Source organism: Sinomonas mesophila (assembly GCF_001999765.1).
Lineage (GTDB): Bacteria > Actinomycetota > Actinomycetes > Actinomycetales > Micrococcaceae > Sinomonas > Sinomonas mesophila.
Map to the genome: position 1 here is coordinate 1 of NZ_KV908330.1, position 25,841 is coordinate 25,841.

Consider the following 25,841-nt stretch of genomic DNA (forward strand, 5'->3'; position numbering starts at 1 on the left):
CTCCGGGTCAGCGCCCCAGCCAAGCTGCCGTCAACGTGTCACACGACAGCCTGACGCATGGGGGATCTGTACCCGAAACGGAGCTACAGCGTCACCTTGCCCCAGCAGCGGCCTGACCTCGTCTTCTACTCCCGTATCAGTGGTCCGCGGGCTGCGGGTGCGGCTGCTCGCTGCGCAGGAGGCTGATCGCGGCCTCGAAGTCCTCGAGCGAGTCGAAGGACTGGTAGACGCTCGCGAACCGCAGGTATGCGATCTGGTCGAGCTTCCTGAGCGGGCCGAGGATCGCGAGGCCGATCTCGTGGGCCTGGATCTCCGCTGAACCGGTGGCGCGGATCGACTCCTCGACTTCCTGGGCGAGCAGGGCGAGGTCGTCGTCCGTCACAGGCCGGCCCTGGCAGGCCTTCCGGACGCCGTTGATGATCTTCGTCCTGCTGAACGGCTCGCCCACACCCGAGCGCTTGATCACGGTCAGGCTCGTCGTCTCGATCGTCGTGAACCGGCGGCCGCACTGCGGGCACTGCCGGCGGCGCCTGATCGCGGCGCCGTCCTCCTGGATGCGGCTGTCGACGACGCGGGAATCGGGATTGCGGCAGAACGGGCAGTACACGTGGGAGATCTTACTGAGCCCGTGGCACACGCCACAAGGCACTCACCACAACATGTAGTAGTGCGACGACTATTTGTGGGTCAGCGGACGGTGAAGCGCACGTCGACGGCATCACCGTGGGCCGGGAGGTCCTCGGCGTCGGACAGGCTGCGGATGTGGGCGGCGACGCCCGTGAGCGCGGCCTCCGAGTAGTCCACGACCTGGATCGCGCGCAGGAACGTCGCCACATTCAGGCCGGAGGAGAACGCCGCCGTGCCGGAGGTGGGCAGGACGTGGTTGGAACCCGCGCAGTAGTCGCCGAGGCTCACGGGGCTGTAGTCCCCCACGAACACGGCGCCCGCGTTGCGGATGCGTGCCGCCACGGCTGCGGCATCCGCAGTCATGACCTCGAGGTGCTCTGCCGCGTAGGCGTCGCACACCGCGATGCCGGCGTCGATGCCGTCCACGAGGACCGCGCCGGACTGCTCGCCGGACAGTGCCACGAGAACGCGCTCCCGGTGCTTCGTGCGCCCCGACTGGGCCTCGAGCTCGGCGCGGACTGCGTCGACGAGCTCCGGGGAGTCGGTCACGAGGACCGAGCCCGCGCGGGGGTCGTGCTCCGCCTGGCTGATGAGGTCCGCGGCGACGAGCGCGGGGCGGGCCGTCGCATCCGCGAGGATCGCGATCTCGGTCGGGCCGGCCTCGGCGTCGATGCCGACGACGCCCTTGACGAGGCGCTTGGCCGTCGCGACGTAGATGTTGCCGGGGCCGGTGACGACGTCGACGGGCTCGAGCGCGGGCAGCGCGGCGCCGCCTTGGCCGACGGTGTTGTCCGCCGCGGGCACGCCGTACGCGAAGGCGGCCACGGCCTGGGCGCCCCCGATGGCGTAGACCTCGTCGATTCCCAGCAGCGCCGCGGCGGCGAGGATGGTCGGGTGCGGCAGGCCGCCGTTGTCCTTCTGGGGCGGTGAGGCGAGCGCGATCGAGGGCACGCCTGCGGCCTGCGCCGGGACGACGTTCATGACCACGCTCGACGGGTACACGGCGAGCCCGCCCGGGACGTAGAGGCCCACCCGGCCCACGGGGACCCAGCGCTGGGTGACACTCGCGCCGTCGGCCGGGGCGACCGTGACGTCCGCGGGGCGCTGCGCGTCCGCGAACAGCCGGGCCCGGGCGATCGACTCCTCGAGCGCGCTCCGCACGGCGGGGTCGAGGCCCTCGAGGGCCGCCGTGATCGCCTCGGCGGGGACCCGCGGATGCCGCTGCCGCACGCCGTCGAACCTCTCGGCGTAGTCGGCGAGCGCCGCGAAGCCGCGGGCGCGGATGTCCTCGATGATCCCGCGCACGGCGTGCTCGACGTCGGCCCCCTCCGACGCGGCGAGGCGCGGCACAGCGGCGCGCAGCTCGGCGAGCCCGAGCGCTCGGCCGCGCAGGTCGATCGTGCGGAAGTCCAGGGATCCGGCGGAAGTCACCGGATCAGTCTACGCGCCCGGGGACACCCGATCCGGTCGGTCCTCGTCCGGCGGCTGCCACCACAGGGTGGTCAGGGCGAGGACGGCCAGGGCCGTGACTGCGGGCCACACCGCGAGCACGCTCAGCGCCTGGACGCCGAACTCGGAACCGGCGACGGCGGCGTCGACCCCGCGCGTCCCGACGAGCCGGCCCAGGAGCGTGCCCGCGAGCCACGCGAGCCCGCTGCCCGCGACGCTGCCGGCGAGGGCAGCGAGGCCGCGGTCTGGCAGCCCGGGGCGGCGCTGGCCGGAGGCGAGGACCACGGCGAGCGTGATTCCCGCGGCCGCGCCGAGGGCGGCGAGCACGAGGTCCCGCTCGTCCCACACCAGGTAGTCCATGCCCTCGCCGTGGAGGATTCCGCCCGGGGCAGCGAGCCACCACACGGCCCCGACCAGCGGCCCGGCCGCGGCGGGCCCGAGCGCCCAGCGCGCGAGCGAGGCCCGTTCCGTCCGATCTGCCTGGCGCTTGGGGCCCGTCTCGGTCATCGTGCTCGCCTCAGGCATCGAGGCACGCCGGCCCGAGGAGCACCTTGAGGTCCCCGAAGAGCGCCGGGTTCGGGTTGACGCGCAGGTGGTAGCCGAGCCGCATGACCTCGATGCTGCGCGTCCCGTGCAGCCGCAGCTGGACCTCGTTGTGCCCGGGATGGGTCCGGAGCACCTCCCCGAGCTGGGTCACGACAGATTCCGTGGCCTTGTGCGTGGGCATGCTGATGAGGATGGGGCCGCCGGTCGCGTCGCTCAGGTCCGGCACGGTGAGTTCCATCGCGTTGAGCGTGACCGCGCCGTCGTCCCGGCGCTGGAGGCGGCCCTTGACGACGACGATGAGGTCCTCTGCGAGGACGGATGCGATCGGCCCGTAGACCTGGCCGAAGAACATGACCTCGATCGAGGCCCCGAGGTCCTCGACCTCCGCGCGGGCGTAGGCGTTGCCGCTGGCCTTCGCGATGCGCCGGCTCAGGGACGTGATCATGCCGGCGATGGTCACGATCGAGCCGTCGGCCGGGCCGTCGTCGGACAGCAGCGCGGTGATGCCCGTCTCCGCGTGCTGGGTGAGGACCCCCTCGAGGCCCTGGAGGGGGTGGTCGGAGACGTAGAGGCCGAGCATGTCGCGCTCGAAGGCGAGCCTGTCCTTCTTTTCCCACTCGGGCAGGTCGGGGATGTCGACGTGGAGGCCGGACGCCTCCGAGGCGCCGCCGTCGAGCGCCGAGAACAGGTCGAACTGGTTGTTGGCCTCGTTGCGCTTGAGGGTGATGACAGCGTCGACCGCCTCCTCGTGGATCATCACGAGGGCCCGGCGCGGGTGGCCGAGCGAGTCGAAGGCCCCGGCCTTGATGAGCGACTCGATCGTGCGCTTGTTGCACACGACCGCCGGTACCTTCTGGAGGAAGTCGCTGAAGCTCGCGAAGGCGCCCTTCTCCTCGCGGGCAGCGACCATCGCATGCACGACGTTCGTGCCCACGTTGCGGATCGCGCCCATGCCGAAGCGGATGTCCTCCCCGACCGGGGTGAACGTGAGCGAGGAGTCGTTGACGTCCGGCGGCAGGACGGTGATGCCCATGCGCCGGCACTCGTTGAGGTACATGGCGGACTTGTCCTTGTCGTCGCCCACCGAGGTGAGGAGGGCGGCCATGTACTCGGCCGGGTAGTGGGCCTTGAGGTAGGCGGTCCAGTAGGAGACGACGCCGTATGCGGCGGAGTGCGCCTTGTTGAACGCATAGTCGGAGAACGGCAGGAGGATGTCCCAGAGGGTCTGGACGGCCTGCTTCGAGTACCCGTTGTCGACCATGCCCTGGGAGAAGCCCGCGAACTGCTTGTCCAGCTCGGACTTCTTCTTCTTGCCCATGGCTCGGCGGAGGATGTCTGCCTGGCCGAGCGAGTAGCCCGCGAGCTTCTGCGCGATGGCCATGACCTGCTCCTGGTACACGATCAGGCCGTAGGTCCCGCCGAGGATGTCCGCGAGCGGCTCCGCGAGCTCGGGGTGGATCGGGGTGATCTCCTGCTGCCCGTTCTTGCGCAGGGCGTAGTTCGTGTGCGCGTTGGCGCCCATGGGGCCCGGGCGGTAGAGGGCCAGGACGGCGGAGATGTCCTCGAAGTTGTCGGGGCGCATGAGCTTCAGCAGGGAGCGCATGGGCCCGCCGTCGAGCTGGAACACACCGAGCGTGTCGCCGCGGGCGAGGAGCTCGTAGGAGGCGGCATCGTCGAGTTCGAGCCGCTCGAGGTCGAGGTCGATGCCACGGTTCGCCTTGATGTTCTCGATCGCGTCCGTGATGATCGTCAGGTTCCTCAGCCCGAGGAAGTCCATCTTGATCAGGCCGAGGCCCTCGCACGTCGGATAGTCGAACTGGGTGATGATCTGGCCGTCCTGGAAGCGGCGCATGATCGGCACGACGTCGATGATCGGCTCGGAGGACATGATGACGCCGGCCGCATGCACGCCCCACTGGCGCTTGAGGCCCTCGAGGCCTTTGGCCGTCTCGAACACCGAGGCCGCCGCCTGATCACCGGCGACGAGGTCGCGGAACTCGCTGGCCTCCCCGTAGCGCTTGGCCTCGGGGTTCTCGATGTCCGCGAGCGGGATGTCCTTGGCCATGACGGCGGGCGGGAGGGCCTTCGTGAGCGTCTCGCCCATGCTGAACGGATGGCCCATGACGCGGGCCGAGTCCTTCAGGGCCTGCTTGGTCTTGATCGTGCCGTACGTGACGATCATGGCGACGCGCTCGTCGCCATACTTGCGCGTGACGTACTCGATGACCTCGGGGCGCCGGCGGTCGTCGAAGTCGACGTCGAAGTCGGGCATCGAGACACGGTCCGGGTTGAGGAAGCGCTCGAAGATGAGGCCGTGGCGCAGCGGGTCGAGGTCGGTGATGCGCAGGGCGTACGCGACCATCGAGCCCGCGCCCGAGCCGCGGCCCGGGCCGACGCGGATGCCGTGGTCCTTCGCCCAGTTGATGAAGTCGGCGACGACGAGGAAGTAGCCCGGGAAGCCCATCTGGGTGATGACACCGAGCTCGTAGTCGGCCTGCTTGCGCACCTCGTCCGGGACACCGGAGGGGTACCGGTACCTGAGGCCGCGGTCGACCTCCTTGACGAGCCACGAGGTCTCGTCCTCCCCCGGCGGGCACGGGTACTTCGGCATGAAGTTCGCGTCCGTGTTGAACGAGACCTCGCAGCGCTCGGCGATCGCGAGGGTGTTGTCGCAAGCCTCCGGCAGCTCGCGGAACAGCTCGCGCATCTCCTGGGGGGACTTGAGGTAGTAGCCCGAGCCGGAGAACGCGAAGCGCGATCCGCCCTGGTCGTAGCTCGGCTCCAAAAGGGTCGAGCCGGACTGGATGGCGAGGAGCGCCTCGTGCGCCTTCGCGTCGTGCTCGTGCGTGTAGTGCAGGTCGTTCGTGGCCACGAGCGGGATCGAGAGCTCCTTGGCCAGGCGCAGGAGGTCCTGCGTGACCCGGCGCTCGATCTCGAGCCCGTGGTCCATGAGCTCGCAGTAGTAGTTCTCCTTGCCGAAGAGGTCCTGGTACTCCGCCGCGGCCTGCCGGGCCTCGGCGTACTGGCCCAGGCGCAGACGGGTCTGGACCTCGCCGGAGGGGCAGCCGGTCGTGGCGATCAGGCCCGGGCTGTACTCCTGCAGGAGCTCGCGGTCCAGCCGAGGCCACTTGCCGAACACGGAGTCGAGGGAGCCGATCGAGGAGGCGCGGAAGAGGTTCCGCATGCCCTGATTGTTGTAGCTCAGGAGCGTCATGTGCGTGTACGCGCCGCCACCCGAGATGTCGTCCGGCTTCTGATGCTCCTCGCCCCAGCGGACGCGGCCCTTGTCGGTGCGGTGCGTGCCCGGCGTGAGGTACGCCTCGACGCCGATGATCGGCTTGATGCCCGCCTGGGTCGCCTTGTTCCAGAAGTCGAACGCGCCGAAGAGGTAGCCGTGGTCGGTCGTCGCCATCGCCGTCATCCCGAGCCGCTGGGCCTCAGCGAAGAGGTCCGTGAGGCGGGCGGCGCCGTCGAGCATCGAGTATTCGGTGTGGACGTGGAGATGGGCGAACGAACCGCTGGAAGTCACCGCACCAGTCTAGTCAGCGGCCCACTGGGGGCGGACGAGGCGCGCTCGGGGCCCCGGCGGTCGGCGCCTGCGGGGCCTGCTGGCCGGGCAGGGAGGCGCAGGGCGCCTCACCAGCCCCGGCGCAGCAGGCTCGCCGCGGCGACCTGCTCCGCGGCGTAGAAGACGAAGGGCGGGATGTCCCCGGTCCTCGCGAGGATGACGGCGCTGCCCGCGGACGTCGCCCCAAGGGCCGCCGCCGCGCCCGGCGCCCCGGCAGGCTCGCAAGCATGCCGGAGAGGGAGACGAGAGCCGCCACCTGCAGCCACGAGTAGGTCATGAAGGGCCAGGCGGGCAGGCGGCGCGCGGCGAAGCGCTCGATGTCAGAGGCGCGGATGGCGAGCTGGCCGACGAACAGCGGCGCCCCAGCCACGAGGGCCGCCGCGGCCAGTCCCCCGAGGGCCTTCGCGCGGCCGGGCGGGAGCGCGAGGGCAATTCGGGCGAACGCCGCCGGCACGGCGGCGGTTCCAGCGGCCGCAAGCGTCTCCCCGATCACCCACGGGCGGTAGCCGGCGCGCAGCATCTCGAGCCGCTTGGCGGGGTCCGGCTCGGTGTACACGCGTGGGACGGGGATGACCCCGATCCCCCAGAGGACGGTAGCGGCGATCGCCACCCCGGCGGGCCGCCGGACGGCGTCGGGAAGCGCGGCGGCCATGGCTCGCCCTCTCTCGGTCCCTTCCCCGCCGTCAGGCTAGGACTGGGCCGCCGGGAACGTCAACGCTCAGATGCGCCCGTCCCGCAGGGCGTCGACGGCGAACTGCAGGTCCGCGGGATAGGGGCTCACGGCCTCGACCGGCTCCCCTGTGCGTGGGTGCGCGAACCCGAGGCGGTAGGCGTGGAGCCACTGCCGCGTGAGGCCGAGGTCCGCGGCGAGCCGGGGGTCGGCCCCGTAGGTCAGGTCGCCGGCGCAGGGGTGGCGCAGCGCCGCGAAGTGGACCCGGATCTGGTGCGTCCGGCCCGTCTCGAGGTGGATCTCGACGAGGCTCGCGCGCCCGAACACCTCGATGACCTCGTAGTGGGTCACCGAGGCCCGGCCGTCCTCGATCACGGCGAAGCGCCAGTCGTAGCCCGGGTGGCGGCCGATGGGTGCGTCGATGGTCCCCTCGAGCGGGTCCGGGATGCCCTGCACGACGGCGTGGTACACCTTGTCCACGGTCCGCTCCTTGAAGGCCTGCTTGAGGACCGTGTAGGCGTGCTCCGTCTTCGCCACGACCATGGCCCCCGATGTGCCGACGTCGAGCCGGTGCACGATGCCCGCGCGCTCGGGCGCCCCGGAGGTGGAGATCCGGTAGCCCGCGCCCGCGAGCCCGCCCACGACCGTCGGCCCGACCCACCCCGGCGAAGGGTGGGCCGCGACGCCCACGGGCTTGTCGACGACCACGAAGTCCTCGTCGTCGATGAGGATCTCGAGTCCGTCCACCTTCTCAACCACCACTTCCAGGGGATCTCGTACGTCGGGGCGCTCGATCTCGAGCACGTCGCCCGCCGCGAGCCGGGCCGACTTCGGCACGGCCCGGCCGCGCAGCGTCACATGCCCGCCCGCGAAGAGGGAGGCGGCCGCGGAGCGCGAAAGCCCGAGCAGCGCGGCCAGGACGGCGTCGGCCCTGGCGCCGGCCTGGTCCTCGGGGACGGAGACCCGCTCAGCCACGTCCGTCACCGTCCGTGGCGCCGTCCGTCTGCGGCGGTGCCTGCGCCCTCGTCCCGTCGGGCGAGACGCCCCGAAGCGTGAGGAGGCTCACGAGTACGACCCCGCACACGACGGCGGAGTCGGCCACGTTGAAGATCGCGAAGTTGGGCAGGGAGATGAAGTCCACGACGTGGCCCATGCCGAATGAGGGCTCGCGGAAGAGCCGGTCGGTCAGGTTGCCGAGAGCTCCGCCGAGCACGAGCCCGAGCGCCGTCCCCCACGCAGCCGAACGCACGCGGCGCGCGTAGACGAGGATGGCGACCGAGACGACCGTCATGACGATCGTGAACACCCACGTGACGTTCTCGCCGATCGAGAACGCTGCCCCCGAGTTGCGGATGTAGTACCACTGCAGGAGCGGCGGGAGGACCGGGATCCGCTCGCCCTCGGCCATCGTGCTCGTGACCCAGAGTTTGGTCAGCTGGTCCGCGGCGTAGGCGGCCGCGGCAATGAGCCCGAGGACGACGACGGCGAGTCGCCGACTCGGGCGGGATGCGGCGGCGGGCTCTGCCGCGTCAGGGGTGGTGTCCATGCTTCTTTCGGGGGCAGCCCGAGGCCGGCGGCTGCCTGGGGCAGCCGCCGGCCTCACGGGCTCGTGGTCTGGGTCAGACCTCGGCGCTGTCGGAGATCTCCGCGGTGGCCACGGATCCGCGCGACTCGAGGTCGCGGAGCTGGCCCTCGATGTAGGCCTTGAGGCGCGAGCGGTAGTCGCGCTCGAAGCCGCGGAGCTGCTCGACCTTGCGCTCGAGGACCGAGCGCTGCTGCTCGAGGGCCCCGAGGACCTTGCGGGACTTCTCCTGGGCCTCGTTGACGAGGCTGCTCGCCTCGATCTGCGCCTCCGCGATGATCTTGTCGCGCTGGTCGAGGCCGTCCTGCACGTGCTTGTCGTGCATCTGCTGGGCCATGGCGAGCAGGCCGGCGGCGGACTCGGAGACCGGGGCGGCAGGGGCCGGGGCCTGCGCGACGGGCGCCGGGGCGACCTCCTTGATGGGCTCCGGCTTCGGCTCCTCGCGCACCTGGGGGGCGGGGGCCTTCTCGACGGGCTGCGGGGCGCCCTGCTTGGAGCTGAGCTCGGCGACCTTCTTGCGGAGCTCGTCGTTCTCCTGGTTCAGGCGGCGGAGCTCAATGACGATCTCATCCAGGAAGTCGTCGACCTCGTCCTGGTCGTAGCCCTCGCGGAACTTGGTCGGCTGAAAGCGCTTGTTGACAACGTCTTCTGGCGTCAGAGCCATCTGCTCACCTCATTGGTCTAGTCAGTCAGGCAGCTTCCGCCACCGTGACTACCGTATCTGAACTGTTACCCGTCCTCCAGCCAGCCCGCCCGGGCCTGCTGGCGGGGCTCACCGGCGGGTGCCGCTGGCTGTGAACCTACGCGAGATTCCGGACGATCGCCATAGCGATGACCACGACGATCGCCAGCACGATGAAACCGAGGTCGAGGCTCATCGCGCCGAGATGCAGCGGCCGGAACCACCGCCGCGACAGCTTCATGGGCGGGTCTGTGACCGAGTACACAGCGCTGGCCGCGACGAGCGCAGCCCCCCTCGGCCGCCACGTGCGCGCGAAGGCCTGCACCCAGTCGAAGACGAGCCGCGCGATGAGCGCTATGAAGAACACTTCGAGCAGGAGGTACACCAGCGCCAACAGGATGCCCACTGCAGCCTCAGCTCTGGTTGAAGAAGCTCGTCTGGCCCTCGACGACCTTCTTGTCCTCCCCCAGGACCTCGATCGTGGAGGGCGAGAGGAGGAAGACCTTGTTGGTCACGCGCTCGATGCTGCCATGGAGGCCGAACACGAGGCCCGCGGAGAAGTCGACGAGGCGCTTCGCGTCCGCCTCCCCCATGTCTGTGACGTTCATGATGACGGGGATGCCCTCGCGGAAGCTCTCGCCGATGACTTTGGCATCGTTGTAGGACCTGGGGTGCACGGTCGTGATCTGCCGGAGCACTCCGTCCTCACGGACCGCAGCCGCACGCTTGATCGGCGTGACGGGCGCCCGGTACTCCTCGACCTCCGCGGAGGACTCACGGGTGGCCAGCGCCTGGCGGCGTTCGTCTCGGTCGGTGTGCACCGGCTGTTCCTCTTCCGTGCGTGCGTGGGTGGCCTCGGTCTCGAACTGCTCCTCGCCGTCCGCCAGACCGAGGTAGATCATCGTCTTGCGCAGAGCGCCAGCCATGCTCGACTCCTGTCCCCTAGGGCCGGGCTGCTGGAACGCTCGCCGGGGTGCTCGGCCCAGAAGGTCCCGACAGGACGACGCTACCGCACGGTTCGGCGGCGTCCCAGAACATCGGTGCCAATCCTCAGGTGTGTCGCTCCCGCTGCCACGGCCTCTTCGAGGTCCTGGCTCATCCCGGCCGAGAGCATCGTGGCCCCGGGGTGGCGCTCGCGCACGTCCCCAGCGATCTCGGCGAGCCGCCCGAACGCCGGGGCCGGCTCCTCCCCGAGAGGGGCGACGGCCATGAGGCCCGCGAACCGGAGCCCCGGCGTGCCTGCGATGAGGTCGGCGAGCGGCTGCACCTCGGCGGGCAGTGCCCCGCCGCGACCGGGAGCGGCGCCCTGAGCGAGGTTGACCTGGACGAGGCAGTCGAGCGGTCGGATCCGGCCCTGGGCGGCGACCGCCTTCCCGAGGGCCGACGCGAGGGACGCCCGGTCCACGGAGTGCACGGCGTCGGCATAGCGCGCGACGCTCTTGGCCTTGTTCGTCTGCAGCTGGCCGATGAAGTGCCAGGTGAGCCCGAGGTCCTCGAGCTCGGCGGCCTTGGCCGAGGCCTCCTGATCCCGGTTCTCGCCGACCTCGGTGACGCCGAGCCCGGCCAGCAGCCGGACGTCGGAGGCCGGATGGAACTTCGTCACGACGATGAGGTGCGGCTCGTCATCCCGGCCGGCGGCCTCGGCGGCGCGCCGGATGCGGTCCCGGACACGGCTCAGGTTGGCCTCGAGCTCGGCGCGGCGGCCTGCCTCCTCCGGCCGCCCAGGCTGCCCAGGCTGCCCGCCAGCATGCGCGTGCCCGTCAGGCATGAGACCACACGAGGCCGGCGAAGCGCCCCTCGCCGGGGGCGCGGCGGTGCGAGTAGAGGGCGTGCTCCTCGTACGTGCACGCGGCCGCGTCGGTGTGGGCCGGCACGCCCTCCGCCTCGAGCTGGCGCAGCACGCCGGCCGGGAGGTCGAGGGCGGGCGTCCCCCACGACGTCGTCGCGGCGGTGCCGGGCACCGCGGCCTCGACCTCCTCTCGCAGCGCCGCTGGCACCTCGTAGCAGCCGCCGCAGATGCTCGGCCCGAGCCACGCCGCGAGGCCCGCGGCACCGGCCGCGCGCAGGCGCGCGACGGCCTCGGGGACGACGCCGGCCGCGAGCCCAGGCCGCCCCGCGTGCACCGCGGCGAAGGCCGGGGATCCGTCGGCGAAGGAACCCGCGAGGATCACGGGGACGCAGTCGGCGACCATGACGGCCAGCGGTTCCCCGCGCGAGAGGAGGGCGTCGGCGGTCGGCGCGGAGCCAGCGTCGTCCGCCCACACCGCGTCGGCCCCGTGGACCTGGCTCATGAAGCGGAACCCCGCGACGCCGGCCGCGGCGGCGAGGCCCTCGCGGCTCCGCCGCACGGCGTCGTCGTCCGAGCCGACGTGGAAGGCGAGGTTGCCCGCGCGCGCCCGGGTGAACGCGACGGTGACGCCGGGACGGACGTCCCGGCGCCACCAGAAGAGGCCCCCCGCCTCGGGGGTGCCGCCCGCGTCCCGCGTCACTTGAGGAAGTCGGGGACGTCGAGGTCGTCGCTGCGGCTGCCCGTGAGGTCGGACTCGACGACGGCAGGCAGCTCGACGTCGAATCCGGAGTCCGCGGAGAGGCCCGAGCGGCCCTGGCTCCACTGGCTCAGGCCCGCGTGGGCAGGCGCCGGCTGCACCGGGCGCGGCGCGGCGGACGGCGCCGTCGGGACGCTCGCCGGCGCGGCCGGGGCCGAGGGTGCAGGGGCGGCCGGGGCGGCGGCCTGAGCGGGCTTGACGTCCTCGAGCGACGGGGAGGTCGCCTTGAGGTCGTCGAAGCCGGCGGCGATGACGGTCACGCGGGCCTCGTCGCCGAGGGCGTCGTCGATCACGGCGCCGAAGATGATGTTCGCCTCGGGGTGGGCGACCTCCTGGACGAGGCGCGCGGCCTCGTTGATCTCGAAGAGCCCGAGGTCGCTGCCGCCCTGGATCGAGAGCAGGACGCCGTGGGCGCCGTCGATCGAGGCCTCGAGCAGGGGCGAGGCGATCGCGAGCTCGGCGGCCTTGACGGCGCGGTCCTCGCCGCGGGCCGAGCCGATGCCCATGAGCGCGGAGCCCGCGCCCTGCATGACGGACTTGACGTCGGCGAAGTCGAGGTTGATGAGGCCCGGAGTCGTGATGAGGTCCGTGATGCCCTGGACACCGGAGAGCAGGACCTGGTCGGCGGAGCGGAACGCGTCGAGGACCGAGACGTTGCGGTCGCTGATCGAGAGCAGGCGGTCGTTCGGGATGACGATGAGCGTGTCGACCTCGTCGCGGAGGGCCTCGATGCCGTTCTCGGCGCTCGTGGCCCGGCGCCGGCCTTCGAAGGTGAACGGGCGGGTGACGACGCCGATGGTGAGGGCGCCGAGCGAGCGGGCGATGCGGGCGACGACGGGCGCGCCGCCCGTGCCGGTGCCGCCGCCCTCGCCAGCGGTGACGAAGACCATGTCGGCGCCGCGGAGCACCTCCTCGATCTCGTCCGAGTGGTCCTCCGCGGCCTGGCGTCCGACCTCGGGGTTGGCACCCGCACCGAGGCCGCGGGTGAGCTCGCGGCCGACGTCGAGCTTGACGTCCGCGTCGCTCATCAGCAGCGCCTGGGCGTCCGTGTTGATGGCGATGAATTCCACGCCCCGCAGACCCACCTCGATCATGCGGTTGACTGCGTTCACGCCACCGCCGCCGATGCCGACGACCTTGATGACGGCCAAGTAGTTCTGCGGAGCTGCCACGTTGAGTGTCCCTTGTTCGGAGCCTGCTGGAAAGAAGCTTGAGGCACAACCTTAACCCTCAGGTAGAAGGTTATAGTTATGTCAAGTACCCCTTGCTGAAGACGGTATGGGGCGGGTTCGGGGCGTGCAACGACCGCTCTGGCGTGTCGCGCCATTGTGCGCCGTGTGTCGCCGAACCGGTGGGGCCGCGGGGGTCATCGCGCTGTCACCGGGTCACCGGATGACGCGGCACGCTCACGTCGAAGACGCGCACGGGCGCCTGGCCCGGCGGCGCCGCGTCGGCGGCCTTCACGAGAGCCTGGAGGACGCGGGACTTGAGCTCCCGTTCCTGCGCGTTCCCCCAGACGACCGTCCGCCCGTCGGCGAGCTTGAGCTGCACGGAGTCGGCCGACTCAGCCGAGGCCGTCGCGAGCTGCGCGAGCACCTCCGCGGGAAGGGCCGAGAGCACGGCCGTCACGGCGTGGAAGACCTCCTGACCCACGGGCACCGAGGCGCCGTCGATCACGGGGACGTCGTACTGCTCCTCGTCCGCTGCGGTGCCCAGGACGACGCCCTCGCCGTCCACGACGAGCAGCCCGTCCTCCTGCTTCACGAGCGCGACGGGCACCCGCTCGATGACGGCGACAACGAGGGTCTCCGGCGGCTCGACGCGCACACGCGCGTCCTTGACCTGGACGAGTTGCCCGAGGAGCGCGAGCACCTCGTCGTCCCCGACCCTGGCGAGGGGCCTGCCGCGTACCGGCTCGAGGACGCCCTCCACCTGGGCTGGCGTGAGCAGCCGGGTGCCCTGCACCGTGATGGTGCGGACCGCGACGAGCGGCGTGAAGAGCACGACGGCGAGCAGGCCGGCCACGAGCGCGGCGGCAATGCCCGCCGCGATCGCCGCCCGGCGCCGACGCCGGCGGTGCGGCGGCTCGGGGAACGCCAGGACCTCGCCAGCCGGGCGCTCGCGCGCCGTGTCCTCGCCCGGGCCGCCGTCCGGGGCGCGCTCCCCGGTGCCACCGGAGCCATGGCCGCTGGCGCCCTGGCTGCCGCCCGTGCTGCCCGAGCCGGTGGTGCCCGTGCCCGGGGCGCCGAGCAGCGTGACCTTGGCCCCCGGCCCGACGCTGACGCGGCCCGGCTCGCCGTCGCTGGACCCGCCCGCAGACGACGCGCCGTCGGGCCCCTGCGAGACGCGGGGCACGCGGGGCGTGTGGCGGCTAGCGGCCACGCAGGGCCTCCAGGAGGGCCGCACCCTGGGACGTGACGTCTCCCGCGCCCACGGTCAGGACGATGTCCCCCGGGGCGGCCGCAGCCGCGAGCTCGCGGACGGCGTCCTCTGCCCGGGGCGCATAGGCTCCCGGGGGCAGGGCGGCCGTGACGAGCTCGCTCGTGACACCGGGGATCGGGTCCTCGCGCGCGGGGTAGATGTCGAGGACGCGGACCGTGTCCGCGCCGGAGAGCGCCTCGGCGAACTCGGCGGCGAACTCGCGCGTGCGGGAGAACAGGTGCGGCTGGAAGAGCACGTGGATCCGGTGCCCGGCGGCGACCGAGCGCGCCGCCGCGAGGGCCGCGCGCACCTCGGTCGGATGGTGGGCGTAGTCGTCGTAGACCCGCACGCTGGCGGCCTCGCCCTTGAGCTCGAACCGGCGCGACGCCCCGGTGAACCCCGCGAGCGACGCCGCGGCGGCCTCTGGCTCGGCGCCGACCTCGACGGCGGCGGCGAAGGCCCCGGCCGCGTTGAGCGCGTTGTGAAGTCCCGGCACGGCGAGCGGCAGCGGCACCGTGCGGCCGGACCACTCGAGCCTCGACCCCTCGGGCGCGAAGCGCACGCGCACGTCGGCGTCCGCGCCGGTGCCGTACAGCGCGACCCGCGGGCCGCCGTCGGCCGCGCGCATCCGCTCCGCGACCGCGCGGGCGCCAGAGTCGTCTCCGCAGGCGAGAACGAGCCCGCCCTGGGGCACGAGCGCGGCAAAGGCGTCGAAGGCGGCGCTCACGGCCTCCGCCGTGCCGTAGTGGTCGAGGTGGTCCGCCTCGACGTTGGTGATGACCGCGACGAGCGGCCGGTAGTTGAGGAACGAGGCATCCGACTCGTCGGCCTCGGCGACGAACACGTCCGTCTCCCCCGCTGCGGCGTTGACCCCGAGCGCGGGGATGTTCGCCCCGATCGCGAAGCTCGGGTCCATGCCAGCGCCACGGAGCATCCACGTGGCCATCGAGGTCGTCGTCGTCTTCCCGTGCGTGCCGGCGACGGCGATGACCCGGTCCCCGGCCATGACGGCCGCGAGGGCCTCGGAGCGGTGCAGGACGCGCAGGCCCCGTGCCCGGGCCTCCGCGAGCTCGGGGTTGTCCGGGCGGATCGCGGAGCCGGCGACGACGGTCTCGGCGTCGCCGAGGTTCCCGGCGTCGTAGCCGACGGCGACCCGCGCCCCGAGCCCGGCCAGGTCGGCCATCACCGGAAGGTCCTTGGCGTCGGAGCCGCTCACGGGCACGCCCCGGGCCACCATGATGCGCGCGACGGCGGACATGCCGACGCCGCCGATGCCCACGAAGTGGACCCTCCCGAGCGCCCCGAGCGCCCGGTCGTCTCCGGCCTGAGTGCCGCTCATGCCTGTGCCGCCTCCATCACCATATGTGCCATCGTCCTGTCCGCGTCCCGCACGCCGAGCCCCGCCGCGCGGTCCGACATGTCGGCGAGCCGCCGCGGGTCCGCGAGGAGCGGGAGAACCTCCTGCTCGAGCCACGCGGCCGTGAACTCCGCGTCGCGCACCATGAGCGCCGCCCCGGCCCCGACGAGCCCGCGTGCGTTGAGCGCCTGCTCGCCGTTGCCGATCGGCAGCGGGACGAACACCGCCGGCAGGCCGACGGCGGCCACCTCGCAGACCGTCCCCGCACCCGAGCGGCAGACGATGAGGTCCGCGGCCGCGTACGCGGCCTCCATGCCGTCCACGTACTCGATCTGATGGTAGCCGGGGGCGGCGAGCGGGCTCCCGTCCTCGCCCGTGACCGACTTTCCGCGGCCCGTGATGTGCAGCGTCTGGATCCCGGCCCGCGTCAGCGCGGGGAGCGCGCCGGCGAGCGTGCGGTTGATGCTCGCGGCGCCGGAGGAGCCGCCCGTCACGACGAGCGTGGGGAGGTCAGGGTCGAGCCCGAGGGAGCGGCGGGCGCCGGACCGTGCGGCGTCGCGGTCGAGGCCGGAGACCTCGGGGCGCATGGGCATGCCCACGAGGCGCGCGTGGCGGAGCCTCGTGTCCGCGAAGGCCTTCCCCACATGGCGCGTGAAGAGTGCGCCGACGCGGTTGGCGAGCCCGGCCCGGGTGTTGGCCTCGTGGATCACGATGGGCGTCCCGCGGCGCCGGGCCGCGAGGTACAGGGGTGTGCACACGTACCCGCCGACGCCGACGAGGACGTCCGCGCCCGCCCCCTCGAGGATGGCCTCGGCCTGGCGGACGGCGGTGAGCAGCCGGGCGGGCAGGCGCAGGAGGTCGAGCGTGGGGCGGCGCGGGAGCGGCACCCGGTCGATCGTCGCGAGTTCGAAGCCCGCGGCCGGCACGATCGTGGTCTCCATGCCGGTCTCGGTCCCGACGGCGAGGATGCTGGCGCGTGGCGCGAGGTCGACGACGGCGCGGGCGATCGCGAGGAGCGGGCTGATGTGGCCTGCCGTGCCCCCTCCGGCGAGCACGACGGACGGGCCGGTCCCCGCGGGATCAGCGGGGCCGGATGTTGACTGGGGTGGCATTGCTCTTCAGACGGCCTTCCGGTTCTTGGCTGGTGGTCGTGGCACGCGGCGCTGGCCCGTCGTCGGCCGGGTCCCCGTGCCATGGCGTTCGGGCGCAGCGGCGGCTGTGGCTCCGGGGCCGCGCGCGGCGCCGGCGCGGGCCGGCTCGGTGCCGGCCTTGGGGCGGGCGGGGCCCTGCGTGCCGCGGGGCGAGAGGAGCCGGCGCCGGGGGGCGCTGCCGAAGAGCCGGCGCCGTGGCGAGGCCTCGAGCTCCTCGCGGGCGAGGGAGAGGACGACGCCGATGCCGCCCAAGGTCATGACGAGCGCCGATCCGCCGTACGAGATGAAGGGCAGGGGGACGCCGATGACGGGCAGGAGGCCGGTCACGACGCCCATGTTCATGGTCGCCTGTCCGAGGATCCAGACCATGATGGTCCCGCCGAGGATGCGGGGGAACACGTCGTGCTGCCGACCCACGACGCGGTAGATCGCGACCGCGAGCACAGCGAAGAGGGCCACGACGACGAGCGCGCCGACGAAGCCGAGCTCCTCCCCGATGATCGCGAAGATGTAGTCGTTGTGCGCCTCGGGGAGCCAGTTGTACTTGAGCCGCGACTGCCCGAGGCCGACGCCGAGCCAGCCGCCCTCGGCGAGGGCGAAGAGCCCCTGGGTGGACTGGAAGCTGATCTGCTCGGAGTCGGCGCCGGCGCACTTCTGCCCGACCCACGAGGTGATGCGGCACATGCGGTTCGGGCTCGTGAGCGCCAGCACCGCGGCGCCCGCGGCCAGGACGAGGCCCGCGACGGCGAAGAACCGCCCGGAGACGCCCGCGAAGAACAGGGCGGCCGCGACGATCATCATGACGACGAGCGCCGTGCCGAGGTCCTCGCCCCAGAGGATGAGGCCGATGACGCCGAAGCCCGCCGGGACGGCGGGGACGAGCGCGTGCTTCCAGCTCGCCAGGAGCGGGGCCTTGGCGGTCAGGACGGTCGCGAGCCACAGGGCGAGGGCGAGCTTGGCGGCCTCGGAGGGCTGGAAGGTGAAGCCCGCGATCTCGATCCAGTTGCGGTTGCCGAGGACCGACTTGCCGATGCCGGGCACCTGGACGAGGCCGAGCAGGGCCACCGCGAGCAGAAGGGCGGGCCACGCGAGGCGCTTGAGCCACCGGACGTTGATCCGCGACAGGACGGCCATGAGCACCAGGCCGCCGGCGCCCATGATCCCCTGCTTGAGGGCGGCCGAGTACGGCGACTCCCCCGCGGCGATGTTCTCGACGCTCGAGGCGGAGAGGACCATGAGGATGCCGATCGCGGTCAGGGCAAGGGTCGATCCGAGGATGAGGTAGTAGCTCGCCCCGCTGCTGGCCTTCTCCGTCTGGGCGATGCGCAGCCACAGGTCCGCGAGCCGCCGCAGGGGCGTGGCGGGCCGCTCCCGCTGCGCCGTGCCGGCCATGTCCTGCTCCTTGCCTCGGTCCCTACGCGTCAGGTGCCTCGCCCGCACGCGATGCGAGCGCCTTCACGGCGGCCACGAAGGCCGAGCCGCGGTGGGCGTAGGACTCGAACTGGTCCATGGACGCCGCCGCGGGCGCCATGAGCACCGTGTCGCCGTCCGCGGCGTGCTCCGCGGCGATCGCCACGGCCCGGGCCATGACCGCCTCGCCGTCCGGCCGCTCCTGACCAGTCTGGACGGGCTCGACGGGGAACACCGGGACATCCGGTGCGTGTCGCGCGAGCGCGGCCGCGAGCTCGCTGCTGTCCAGGCCGATGAGCACGACGGCCCTAAGCCGCCGGGAGTTGCGGGAGACGAGCTCGTCGTAGGCGACGCCCTTGGACAGGCCGCCCGCGATCCACACGACGCTGCCGAACGAGGAGAGAGAGGCCGCGGCGGCATGCGGGTTGGTCGCCTTCGAGTCGTTGACCCAGGTGACCCCGCCGGACTTCGCGACGGGTTGGATGCGGTGGTCGCCGGGCAGGTAGGCCTGGAGCCCGCGCTTGACGGCGGCGGGCTCGACGCCGTAGGCGCGCACGAGGGCGGCGGCGGCCAGGGCGTTGGCGACCACGTGCCGCGGCGCGGCGTGCCCGAGGTCCTCGAGGGACGCGAGCTCGGCCGCGTGGTCCTTGCGCTCCTCGATGAAGGCGCGGTCCACGAGGAGTCCATCGACGACGCCGACCATGCTCACGGCGGGCGTCTGGGTCGTGAACGCGACCGCGCGGCAGCCCTCCACGACGTCGGCGGCCTCGACCATCCGCTCGGTCTCGATCTGCTCCGCGTTGTACACGCACGCCTTCTGGGTGTTCTCGTACGCGCGCGCCTTGTCCGCGAGGTAGCCCTCGTAGGAGCCGTGCCAGTCGACGTGGTCCTCCGCGACGTTGAGCACGACGGACGCGACGGGAGAGAGGGAGTGCGACCAGTGCAGCTGGAAGCTCGAGAGCTCGACGGCGAAGACGTCGTACTCGACCGGCTGCCGGATCGCGTCGAGGATCGGCGTGCCGACATTGCCGACGGCGATCGCCGTCAGCCCCGCGGCCTGGAGCATCGACTCGGCCATGCCTACCGTCGTCGTCTTCCCGTTCGTGCCGGTGATGACCAGCCAGTCGGCCGTCTTCTTTCCCCGCCGCGTGCGCAGCCGCCACGCGAGCTCGACGTCGCCCCAGATCGCGATGTTCGCGCGCTCCGCCGCTGCGAGCATCGCCTGGTCCGGCCGCCACCCAGGCGAGGTCACGACGAGGTCCGGCAGCGCGCCGTCGACCTTCGGCAGGCGCGTGACGGCGTCGGGGCCGAGCAGTACGTCCTCCGCGCCCACGATGCGCAGCGTGTCCGCCTGCGCCCTGGCGCGCTCGCTCTCGGAGCCGTCCACGACGACGACCGACGCACCGAGCTCGATGAGGGTGTCCGCGGCGGCGAACCCGGAGACGCCGATGCCGGCGACGACGACGCGCAAGCCGGACCAGTCGGCGTCCCACGAGGTCAGGGACGCGAGGCGCTCCGCGGCTGAGGGGATGTTTCGAGTCACAGTCCTGCCACCCATTCTGCGTAGAACACGGCCAGGCCTGCGGCGACACACAGCCCGGCGAGGATCCAGAAGCGGACCACCACGGTCACCTCTGCCCAGCCCTTGAGCTCGAAGTGATGCTGGAGGGGAGCCATCTTGAACAGCCGCCTCCCCTTGGTGGCCTTGAAGTACCCGACCTGGAGGATCACCGACAGGGTGATGAGCACGAAGAGGCCGCCGATGATGCCGAGCAGCAGCTGCGTGCGGGTCAGGATCGCGAATCCGGCGATCGCCGCTCCGACCGCGAGGGAGCCCGTGTCGCCCATGAAGATCTTCGCAGGCGAGGTGTTCCACCAGAGGAAGCCGACAAGGGCCGCGCTCATGATGGCGGCAAGGAGCGCGAGGTCCATGGGGTCCCGCGTCTCATAGCAGACGGAGCCGCCGATGCCCGGGGTGCCACAGGCCTGGTTGCTCTGCCAGATGCCGATGAGGGTATATGCGCCGAACACCATGATCGAGGCGCCGCCCGCGAGCCCGTCCAGCCCGTCAGTGAGGTTCACGCCGTTGCTGGCCGCGGTGACGATGAGGTTCGACCAGACGACGAAGAGGATCGCCCCGAGCACGGTCCCGCCGAAGGCGAGGTCGAGCCACGGGATGTCACGCAGGAACGAGATCTGGGTCGAGGCCGGCGTTGTGCCGCCGGGGTCCGGGAACTGGAGGACCAGGAGCGCGAACGCGATGCCGACGAAGCCCTGGCCGATCAGCTTGGCGCGTGCGCTGAGCCCCAGGCTCCGCTGCTTCGAGATCTTGATGAAATCGTCGAGGAAGCCCACGAGGCCCATGCCGACCATGAGGAAGAGCAGGAGGGCCGAGGAGACCGTCGGGCCGGCGCTCGAGGGGTTCATGAGCCACGTGACCAGATGCGTGAGGTAGTACGCCGCGACCGAGGCCAGGACGAATACCGTCCCGCCCATGGTCGGCGTGCCGCGCTTCGTGTGGTGCGTCGTGGGGCCGTCGTCGCGGATGAACTGCCCGTAGCCCTGGCGGACCAGGATCCGGATGAAGAGCGGGGTCCCGACGAGTCCGAGGACGAGGGCCAGGCCGGCGCCGATCAGGAGTGCGATCACGTCAGCTCCGTTCCTGGATGTCCGTGCGGCCCGCCGACCATGCTATCCGATCGCCGAGGTGCCTCAGCCCGACCCCATTCGAGGACTTGACGAGCACGAGGTCGCCCGGCGCGAGCTCCTTCTCGAGCAGCCCGTAGGCTGCGTCCGCGTCCTCCACGAAGGAGCATTCGCTGCCCCACGAGCCCTCGTTCACCGCCGAGATGTAGAGCGCCCGAGCCTCCCGCCCGACGACGACGAGCCGGTCGATGTTGAGCCGCACCACGAGCGTCCCGACGGCCGTGTGCGCGGCGATGGACTCGTCGCCGAGCTCGAGCATGGCCCCGAGGACGGCCCACGTGCGGCGGCCCTGGCCGAGGTCGGCGAGCGTGCGCAGGGCCGCGCGCATCGACTCGGGGTTGGCGTTGTAGGCGTCGTTGATGACCGTGACGCCGTCGGGCCGGTCGGTGCGCTCCATGCGCCAGCGGCTGCCGGGCCCCTGCTCGGAGAGCGAGGCCGCGATCCGCTCGGCCGGGACCCCGGCGGCGGAGGCGGCGGAGGCTGCCGCGAGCAGGTTGGTCGTGTGGTGGGCTCCGATGAGCCGGCTGACGACGCGCACCGGTGCGGCGTCCCCGACGGCGAGATCGAACACCGGCGAGCCACCGGCGTCGACCGTCGTCCCGTGCGCGGCGACGAGCGTGCCGCGGGAAGCATACTCCCCCGCGCCGGCCGGGTCGGAGGTGAAGAAGACGCGGCGCGCCGTGGTCCGGGCCTCCATCTCGCGCACCCGCGGGTCGTCGATGTTGATGACGGCGCAGCCCGCGGGAGCGAGCGCCTCGAGCAGCTCGCCCTTCGTCTCGGCGATGTTCTCGACGCCGCCGAACTCGCCCGCGTGGGCCGTGCCGACGCACAGGACGACGCCGATGTCCGGCGCGACCATCTCGGCGAGGTAGTCGATGTGCCCGAGCCCGGTCGCCCCCATCTCAATCACGAGGTACCGGGTCGAGGCGTCGGCGCGGAAGACGGTCAGCGGCACGCCGACCTCGCCGTTGTACGAGCCCTGCGGCGCGACGGTCGCCGTCGGTGACGAGGAGCCCTCCGCCGTCGAGCGGAAGATCCCGGCGAGCAGGTCCTTGGTCGTGGTCTTGCCGACGGAGCCGGTGATGCCCACGACCGTGAAGGCCTCGCCGCGGGCCGCGCGCTCCGTGCGGATGCGCCGCACGGCCTCGCGGGCGAGGGCGCCCATGGCGAGGACGGCGTCCGGGACGATGACGGACGGGTAGACGGTGCCGTCGGCGTCGGCGACCTCCCGCTCGCACAGAGCCAGGACCGCGCCGGCGGCGAACGCGGCGCCGACGAAGCTATGGCCGTCGGCCGTCTCGCCGGGCTTGGCGACGTAGAGCGAGCCGGGCTCGGCCTCGCGGGAGTCGGTGACGACAGACGTCGGCACGACAGAACTCAGCACGACAGAACTCGGCGCGACAGAACTCGGCACGACAGAGGAAGGGACGAGGGCTGGATCGGCGGTGGACGGCACGAGGCGGCCGCCAGTGATCTCGGCGATCTGCGCCGCAGTGAAGTGAATCATTACTCCCCGGACTCTAGCGGCTCGCTGCCCACGGGGCGGAATCCGTGCTCGATGAGGGCAGCACGCAGCTCCTCGCGGTCGTCGAGGGCCAGATTGACCCCCTTGACCTCCTGCCACGCCTCGTGGCCCCGGCCGGCGACCAGGATCACGTCCTGGGGCCGGGCGAGGGCGACGGCGCGGCGGATCGCCTCGCCGCGGGGCGCGACCTCGAGGATCGTGCGGCCCCAGGAGCCGGCGGCGTCCTCGTCGCGGGCGCCCGCGAGCACGTCGGCACGGATCCCGGCCGGGTCCTCGTCGTGCGGGTCGTCGTCCGTCACGACCACGACGTCGGCGCCGCGCACGGCGACGGCCCCCATGATGGGCCGCTTGCCGACGTCGCGCTGGCCGGTCGCGCCGAAGACGAGGACGAGCCGCCCGTCCCCGGTGCGCGGCCGAACGGCGTCGAGCGCGCGGACGAGGGCGTCGGGGTTGTGGGCGAAGTCGACGACGGCGGCCGGCTCGGTCCCGACGGGCTGCATGCGCCCGGGCACCTCGACGGCGAACGGGTCCGCCGCCTCGAGGGCGGCCTGGACGGCGTCGAGCGGCGCGCCGGCGGCGGCGACGAGGAGGACGGCGAGGGCGGCGTTGGCTACGTTGAAGTCGCCAGGCAGGCCCGAGCGGACCCGCAGGACGGGCCCCTCGCGGTGGCGCAGCTCGAACGCGGTGCCGAGTCCCGAGGGCTCGGGCGCGGCGACGGTCCAGTCGGCCTCGATCGGGGAGCCGGGTCCTGGCTCGGGGACTCCCGGGGCCGTACGCAGGGTCGTGACCGGGATCCCGGCCGATGCCGCGAGCCTGAGGCCCCACTCGTCGTCGACCGTCACAACGCCATGCGCCGCCCTGTCGGCGGCGAAGAGCCGGGCCTTGGCGGCGAAGTACTCCTCCATCGTGCCGTGGAGGTCGAGGTGGTCCTGGGTGAGGTTCGTGAAACCGACGGCGTCGAAGCGCACGCCGTCGACGCGGCCGAACTCGATCGCGTGCGAGGAGACCTCCATCGAGGCCGCGGTCACGTCGCGCTCGCGCATGAGGGCCAGAAGCCCGTGCACGTCGGTGGACTCCGGCGTCGTGAGGCGGCTCGGGATCGGCTCGCCGCCGGCGACGATCTCGATCGTGCCGATGAGCCCCGTCGTGTGGCCGAGGGCCCGCAGGAGCGCGTTGGCGAAGTAGGTCGTGGTCGTCTTGCCGTTCGTGCCGGTCACGCCGAGCAGGAGGGGCCGGGGGGCATCCGCCGGCTGGCTCGCATAGATGCGCGCGGACAGGGGGCCGACGACGGCGCGCGGCCGGTCGGTGACGAGGACCGGCACGGCGGCGAGGTGCTCGGAGAGCGCGATCTGGGCGGCGCCGTCGCGGTCGGTCAGGATGGCCGCCGCGCCGGCGTCTGCCGCGTCGCGGGCGAAGTCCGCGCCGTGCCGGCTTGCGCCGGCCAGCGCCACATACAGGTCCCCGGGGCGGACCGTGCGGGAGTCGAGTGAGGCGCCGGTGACCTTCACATCCGGGTCGAGGCCGTCCGCCGGGACCCCCAGGAATGCTGCGATGTCCGTCAGGGCGACGGGCTGCACGCGGTCCGGTCGGAATGCCGGGACCCCGTCCTCCACCGCCCCCTCCAGGGAGTCCGTCCTGCCCTCGGGCATGGGCTGATCGCTCACGTTCACCTTCACTGCTCGGGAGATTCCAACTCTAGTCGCTCGCACCGGCCCCGACGCTCCCGCGGGGCGGGAGCGGGCCGCCACGGCCGTCACTCTGCGGCCGCGCCTGCCTCTGCCTTGGCGAACTGCGGCAGGCGGACGGGCTCCCCCGACGACGGCGGGACGTTGTAGAGCCGCAGGGCCTGAGCGAGCACCGCCTTGAAGACCGGCCCGTTCGTGATGCCGTAGATGTCCCCCTTGGGGCGCTGGACGACGACGGCGACGACGAAGCGGGGATCCTCCATGGGCGCCATGCCCACGAGGGACGCCGTGAACCCGTCGTAGCCGGGCACGCCGTCCTCGCGCGGCGCCTCCGAGGTGCCGGTCTTGGCGCCGACGCGGTAGCCGTCGATCCCGGCCTCCTTCACGTGGCCCTCCGTCACGGCACTCTCGAGCATGTCCTTGACCTGCTGTGCCGTCGACGGGCTGACGACCTGGGTCGGAGCCGCCGCCGCGGGGCGCTCCTCGCTGCCGTCCTCGCCGACGTAGGCGTCGATGAGCCGCGGCTGGAGCATCCTGCCGCCGTTTGCGAAGGACTGGTAGGCCCGCACGGTGTGCAGTGTCGTCTGGGTCACCCCCTGCCCGAAGAGGATCGTGTACTGCTGCCGGTCGTCCCACGCGTCGGAGGTGGCCAGGATGCCGGTGTTCTCCCCCGGCAGCCCCACGCTGATGGGCTGGCCGACGCCGAACCTCGTGAGCCAGTCATAGCGCTGCTCGCGGGAGAGCCCGCTGCCGGCCATGACGGTCCCGGTGTTCATCGAGTAGCCGAGGATGCCCGCGAGGGTGCGCTCCTCCGTGCCGTGCGAGAACGAGTCGTTGAACGTCTGCCCGTCGACCGTGTACGACGGCGGGATCGTGTACGTGCTCAGCGGGGTCGCCTTGCCCTCCTCGATGAGGGAGGCGAGGGTGAGCGTCTTCTCGACCGAGCCGGGCTCGTAGGCGGCTGTCACCGAACGGGCCCCGCGGTCCTTCGCCTCGGACCGGCCCGGGTCGTTCGGGTCGACGGAGCTGCTCTCCGCCATCGCGAGGACGTCGCCGTTCTTGGCGTCCATGACGACAACGTTGCCCCACTGGGCGCCGAGGTTCTGGACCTGGGTCTGGATCGCCTGCTGGGCGAAGTACTGCAGGTCCGAGTTGATCGTGAGCCGGACGCTCCGGCCGTCCTTCGCCTCGGTGAGCCTGTCCGTCGCGACGGGGATGCGGAGCCCGTCCGCACCGATCTCGTAGACCCTCTCGCCGTCCTCGCCGGTGAGGACGGCGTCCTGGGTCTGTTCGATGCCGGCCAGCGCGGTGCCGTCGGAGCCGAGGAAGCCCACGATGCTGCCGCCCACGGCCCCGTTGGGGTAGACGCGCTGGGAGACGCCCTCGGAGAGCACGCCGGGGAAGCCGATGGCCATGACCCGGTCCTCGGTGTCCGGGGTCACGTTCTGGGCGACGTAGTTGAAGGGCTTCTCGCCCGTGACCGCGTCGGTGATCTCGGCGGCGCTCTTGCCGAGGACGTCGGCGAGCTCCTGGATGGCCTCGCTGCGGGAGACCTCCACGATCTCGCTGCCCTCGCCCGTCTCGACGCGCCGCTCGAGGTGCGTGAAGTCCGGGTCGGAGGCGAGGCGCTGGTCGACCGTGATGTTGTAGCGGATGACGCTCGTGGCCAGAACGGTTCCCCGGGAGTCGAGGATCTCGCCGCGCTGGGCCGGGAGGACCGTCTTCTGCAGCCGCTTGCTCAGGGCCGCCTCGGCCAGACCGCCCACGTCGAGGCCCTGGACCAGGACGAGGCGCCCTCCGATCACGAGCAGGAATGCGAGCATCGCGGCAAGGCCGAACCTGAGCCGCCGCTTGGCGCGCGCGGCGCGGCGGGCGGCGCCCTCCGCGCCCGGTGGGGACCCCGCCGTCGTGCGCGC

General features: G+C 72.3%; 22 protein-coding genes. All 22 read right to left on the reverse strand.

Annotated elements, in window-relative coordinates:
* Window positions 1–136: 136 nt before the first annotated feature.
* Window positions 137–607, reverse strand: a complete 471-nt coding sequence (gene nrdR, locus BV907_RS09630) for a transcriptional regulator NrdR (RefSeq protein WP_077489521.1) — start codon at window positions 605–607, stop codon at window positions 137–139.
* Between the two features lie 80 nt (window positions 608–687).
* Window positions 688–2,058: a histidinol dehydrogenase gene (hisD, locus tag BV907_RS09635; protein WP_077489522.1), complete on the reverse strand. Its 1,371-nt coding sequence runs from the start codon at window positions 2,056–2,058 to the stop codon at window positions 688–690.
* A gap of 9 nt (window positions 2,059–2,067) precedes the next feature.
* Complete coding sequence (locus BV907_RS09640) at window positions 2,068–2,583, reverse strand: hypothetical protein (protein WP_077489523.1); 516 nt, start codon at window positions 2,581–2,583, stop codon at window positions 2,068–2,070.
* Between the two features lie 10 nt (window positions 2,584–2,593).
* On the reverse strand, window positions 2,594–6,151 hold the full coding sequence (dnaE, locus tag BV907_RS09645; RefSeq protein WP_281250857.1) for a DNA polymerase III subunit alpha: 3,558 nt from the start codon (window positions 6,149–6,151) through the stop codon (window positions 2,594–2,596).
* A gap of 13 nt (window positions 6,152–6,164) precedes the next feature.
* Window positions 6,165–6,842, reverse strand: coding sequence for a hypothetical protein (locus BV907_RS09650; RefSeq protein WP_245827889.1), 678 nt, complete (start codon window positions 6,840–6,842; stop codon window positions 6,165–6,167).
* 66 nt (window positions 6,843–6,908) lie between these two features.
* Window positions 6,909–7,835: an RluA family pseudouridine synthase gene (locus BV907_RS09655; RefSeq protein ID WP_077489601.1), complete on the reverse strand. Its 927-nt coding sequence runs from the start codon at window positions 7,833–7,835 to the stop codon at window positions 6,909–6,911.
* Complete coding sequence (gene lspA / locus BV907_RS09660) at window positions 7,828–8,406, reverse strand: signal peptidase II (protein ID WP_077489524.1); 579 nt, start codon at window positions 8,404–8,406, stop codon at window positions 7,828–7,830. Before lspA ends, BV907_RS09655 begins: the two co-directional genes overlap by 8 nt.
* Window positions 8,407–8,479: 73 nt before the next feature.
* Window positions 8,480–9,106, reverse strand: coding sequence for a DivIVA domain-containing protein (locus BV907_RS09665; RefSeq protein WP_077489525.1), 627 nt, complete (start codon window positions 9,104–9,106; stop codon window positions 8,480–8,482).
* A gap of 136 nt (window positions 9,107–9,242) precedes the next feature.
* On the reverse strand, window positions 9,243–9,530 hold the full coding sequence (locus tag BV907_RS09670; RefSeq protein ID WP_077489526.1) for a YggT family protein: 288 nt from the start codon (window positions 9,528–9,530) through the stop codon (window positions 9,243–9,245).
* Window positions 9,531–9,537: 7 nt separating this feature from the next.
* On the reverse strand, window positions 9,538–10,050 hold the full coding sequence (locus BV907_RS09675; RefSeq protein WP_077489527.1) for a cell division protein SepF: 513 nt from the start codon (window positions 10,048–10,050) through the stop codon (window positions 9,538–9,540).
* Window positions 10,051–10,130: 80 nt separating this feature from the next.
* Window positions 10,131–10,892 (reverse strand): YggS family pyridoxal phosphate-dependent enzyme, encoded by a 762-nt coding sequence (locus BV907_RS09680; protein ID WP_077489528.1) that lies wholly within the window; start codon window positions 10,890–10,892, stop codon window positions 10,131–10,133.
* Window positions 10,885–11,613: a purine nucleoside phosphorylase YfiH/LACC1 family protein gene (locus BV907_RS09685; protein WP_077489529.1), complete on the reverse strand. Its 729-nt coding sequence runs from the start codon at window positions 11,611–11,613 to the stop codon at window positions 10,885–10,887. Before BV907_RS09685 ends, BV907_RS09680 begins: the two co-directional genes overlap by 8 nt.
* Window positions 11,610–12,842 (reverse strand): cell division protein FtsZ, encoded by a 1,233-nt coding sequence (gene ftsZ, locus BV907_RS09690; RefSeq protein WP_077489530.1) that lies wholly within the window; start codon window positions 12,840–12,842, stop codon window positions 11,610–11,612. The genes BV907_RS09685 and ftsZ overlap by 4 nt, the downstream gene beginning before the upstream one ends.
* Before the next feature lie 205 nt (window positions 12,843–13,047).
* Window positions 13,048–14,052: a cell division protein FtsQ/DivIB gene (locus BV907_RS09695; protein WP_245827890.1), complete on the reverse strand. Its 1,005-nt coding sequence runs from the start codon at window positions 14,050–14,052 to the stop codon at window positions 13,048–13,050.
* Window positions 14,042–15,430 carry a UDP-N-acetylmuramate--L-alanine ligase gene (gene murC, locus BV907_RS09700; protein WP_077489531.1) on the reverse strand — a complete coding sequence of 463 codons (1,389 nt, stop codon included), beginning with the start codon at window positions 15,428–15,430 and terminating at the stop codon, window positions 14,042–14,044. Before murC ends, BV907_RS09695 begins: the two co-directional genes overlap by 11 nt.
* Window positions 15,427–16,560, reverse strand: coding sequence for an undecaprenyldiphospho-muramoylpentapeptide beta-N-acetylglucosaminyltransferase (murG, locus tag BV907_RS09705; RefSeq protein WP_077489532.1), 1,134 nt, complete (start codon window positions 16,558–16,560; stop codon window positions 15,427–15,429). The genes murC and murG overlap by 4 nt, the downstream gene beginning before the upstream one ends.
* A 6-nt stretch (window positions 16,561–16,566) precedes the next feature.
* Window positions 16,567–17,991 (reverse strand): putative lipid II flippase FtsW, encoded by a 1,425-nt coding sequence (ftsW, locus tag BV907_RS09710; protein WP_077489533.1) that lies wholly within the window; start codon window positions 17,989–17,991, stop codon window positions 16,567–16,569.
* A gap of 22 nt (window positions 17,992–18,013) precedes the next feature.
* Entirely contained in the window at window positions 18,014–19,567 is a 1,554-nt protein-coding gene (murD, locus tag BV907_RS09715) for a UDP-N-acetylmuramoyl-L-alanine--D-glutamate ligase (RefSeq protein ID WP_077489534.1), read from the reverse strand.
* Window positions 19,549–20,658 carry a phospho-N-acetylmuramoyl-pentapeptide-transferase gene (gene mraY / locus BV907_RS09720; protein ID WP_077489535.1) on the reverse strand — a complete coding sequence of 370 codons (1,110 nt, stop codon included), beginning with the start codon at window positions 20,656–20,658 and terminating at the stop codon, window positions 19,549–19,551. Before mraY ends, murD begins: the two co-directional genes overlap by 19 nt.
* Window position 20,659: 1 nt before the next feature.
* Window positions 20,660–22,222 (reverse strand): UDP-N-acetylmuramoyl-tripeptide--D-alanyl-D-alanine ligase, encoded by a 1,563-nt coding sequence (locus BV907_RS09725; RefSeq protein ID WP_077489536.1) that lies wholly within the window; start codon window positions 22,220–22,222, stop codon window positions 20,660–20,662.
* Window positions 22,222–23,889 (reverse strand): UDP-N-acetylmuramoyl-L-alanyl-D-glutamate--2,6-diaminopimelate ligase, encoded by a 1,668-nt coding sequence (locus BV907_RS09730; protein WP_077489603.1) that lies wholly within the window; start codon window positions 23,887–23,889, stop codon window positions 22,222–22,224. Before BV907_RS09730 ends, BV907_RS09725 begins: the two co-directional genes overlap by 1 nt.
* A gap of 104 nt (window positions 23,890–23,993) precedes the next feature.
* Window positions 23,994–25,841 (reverse strand): peptidoglycan D,D-transpeptidase FtsI family protein (locus BV907_RS09735; RefSeq protein WP_245827892.1); only part of this gene is annotated, 1,848 nt, incomplete at its 5' end.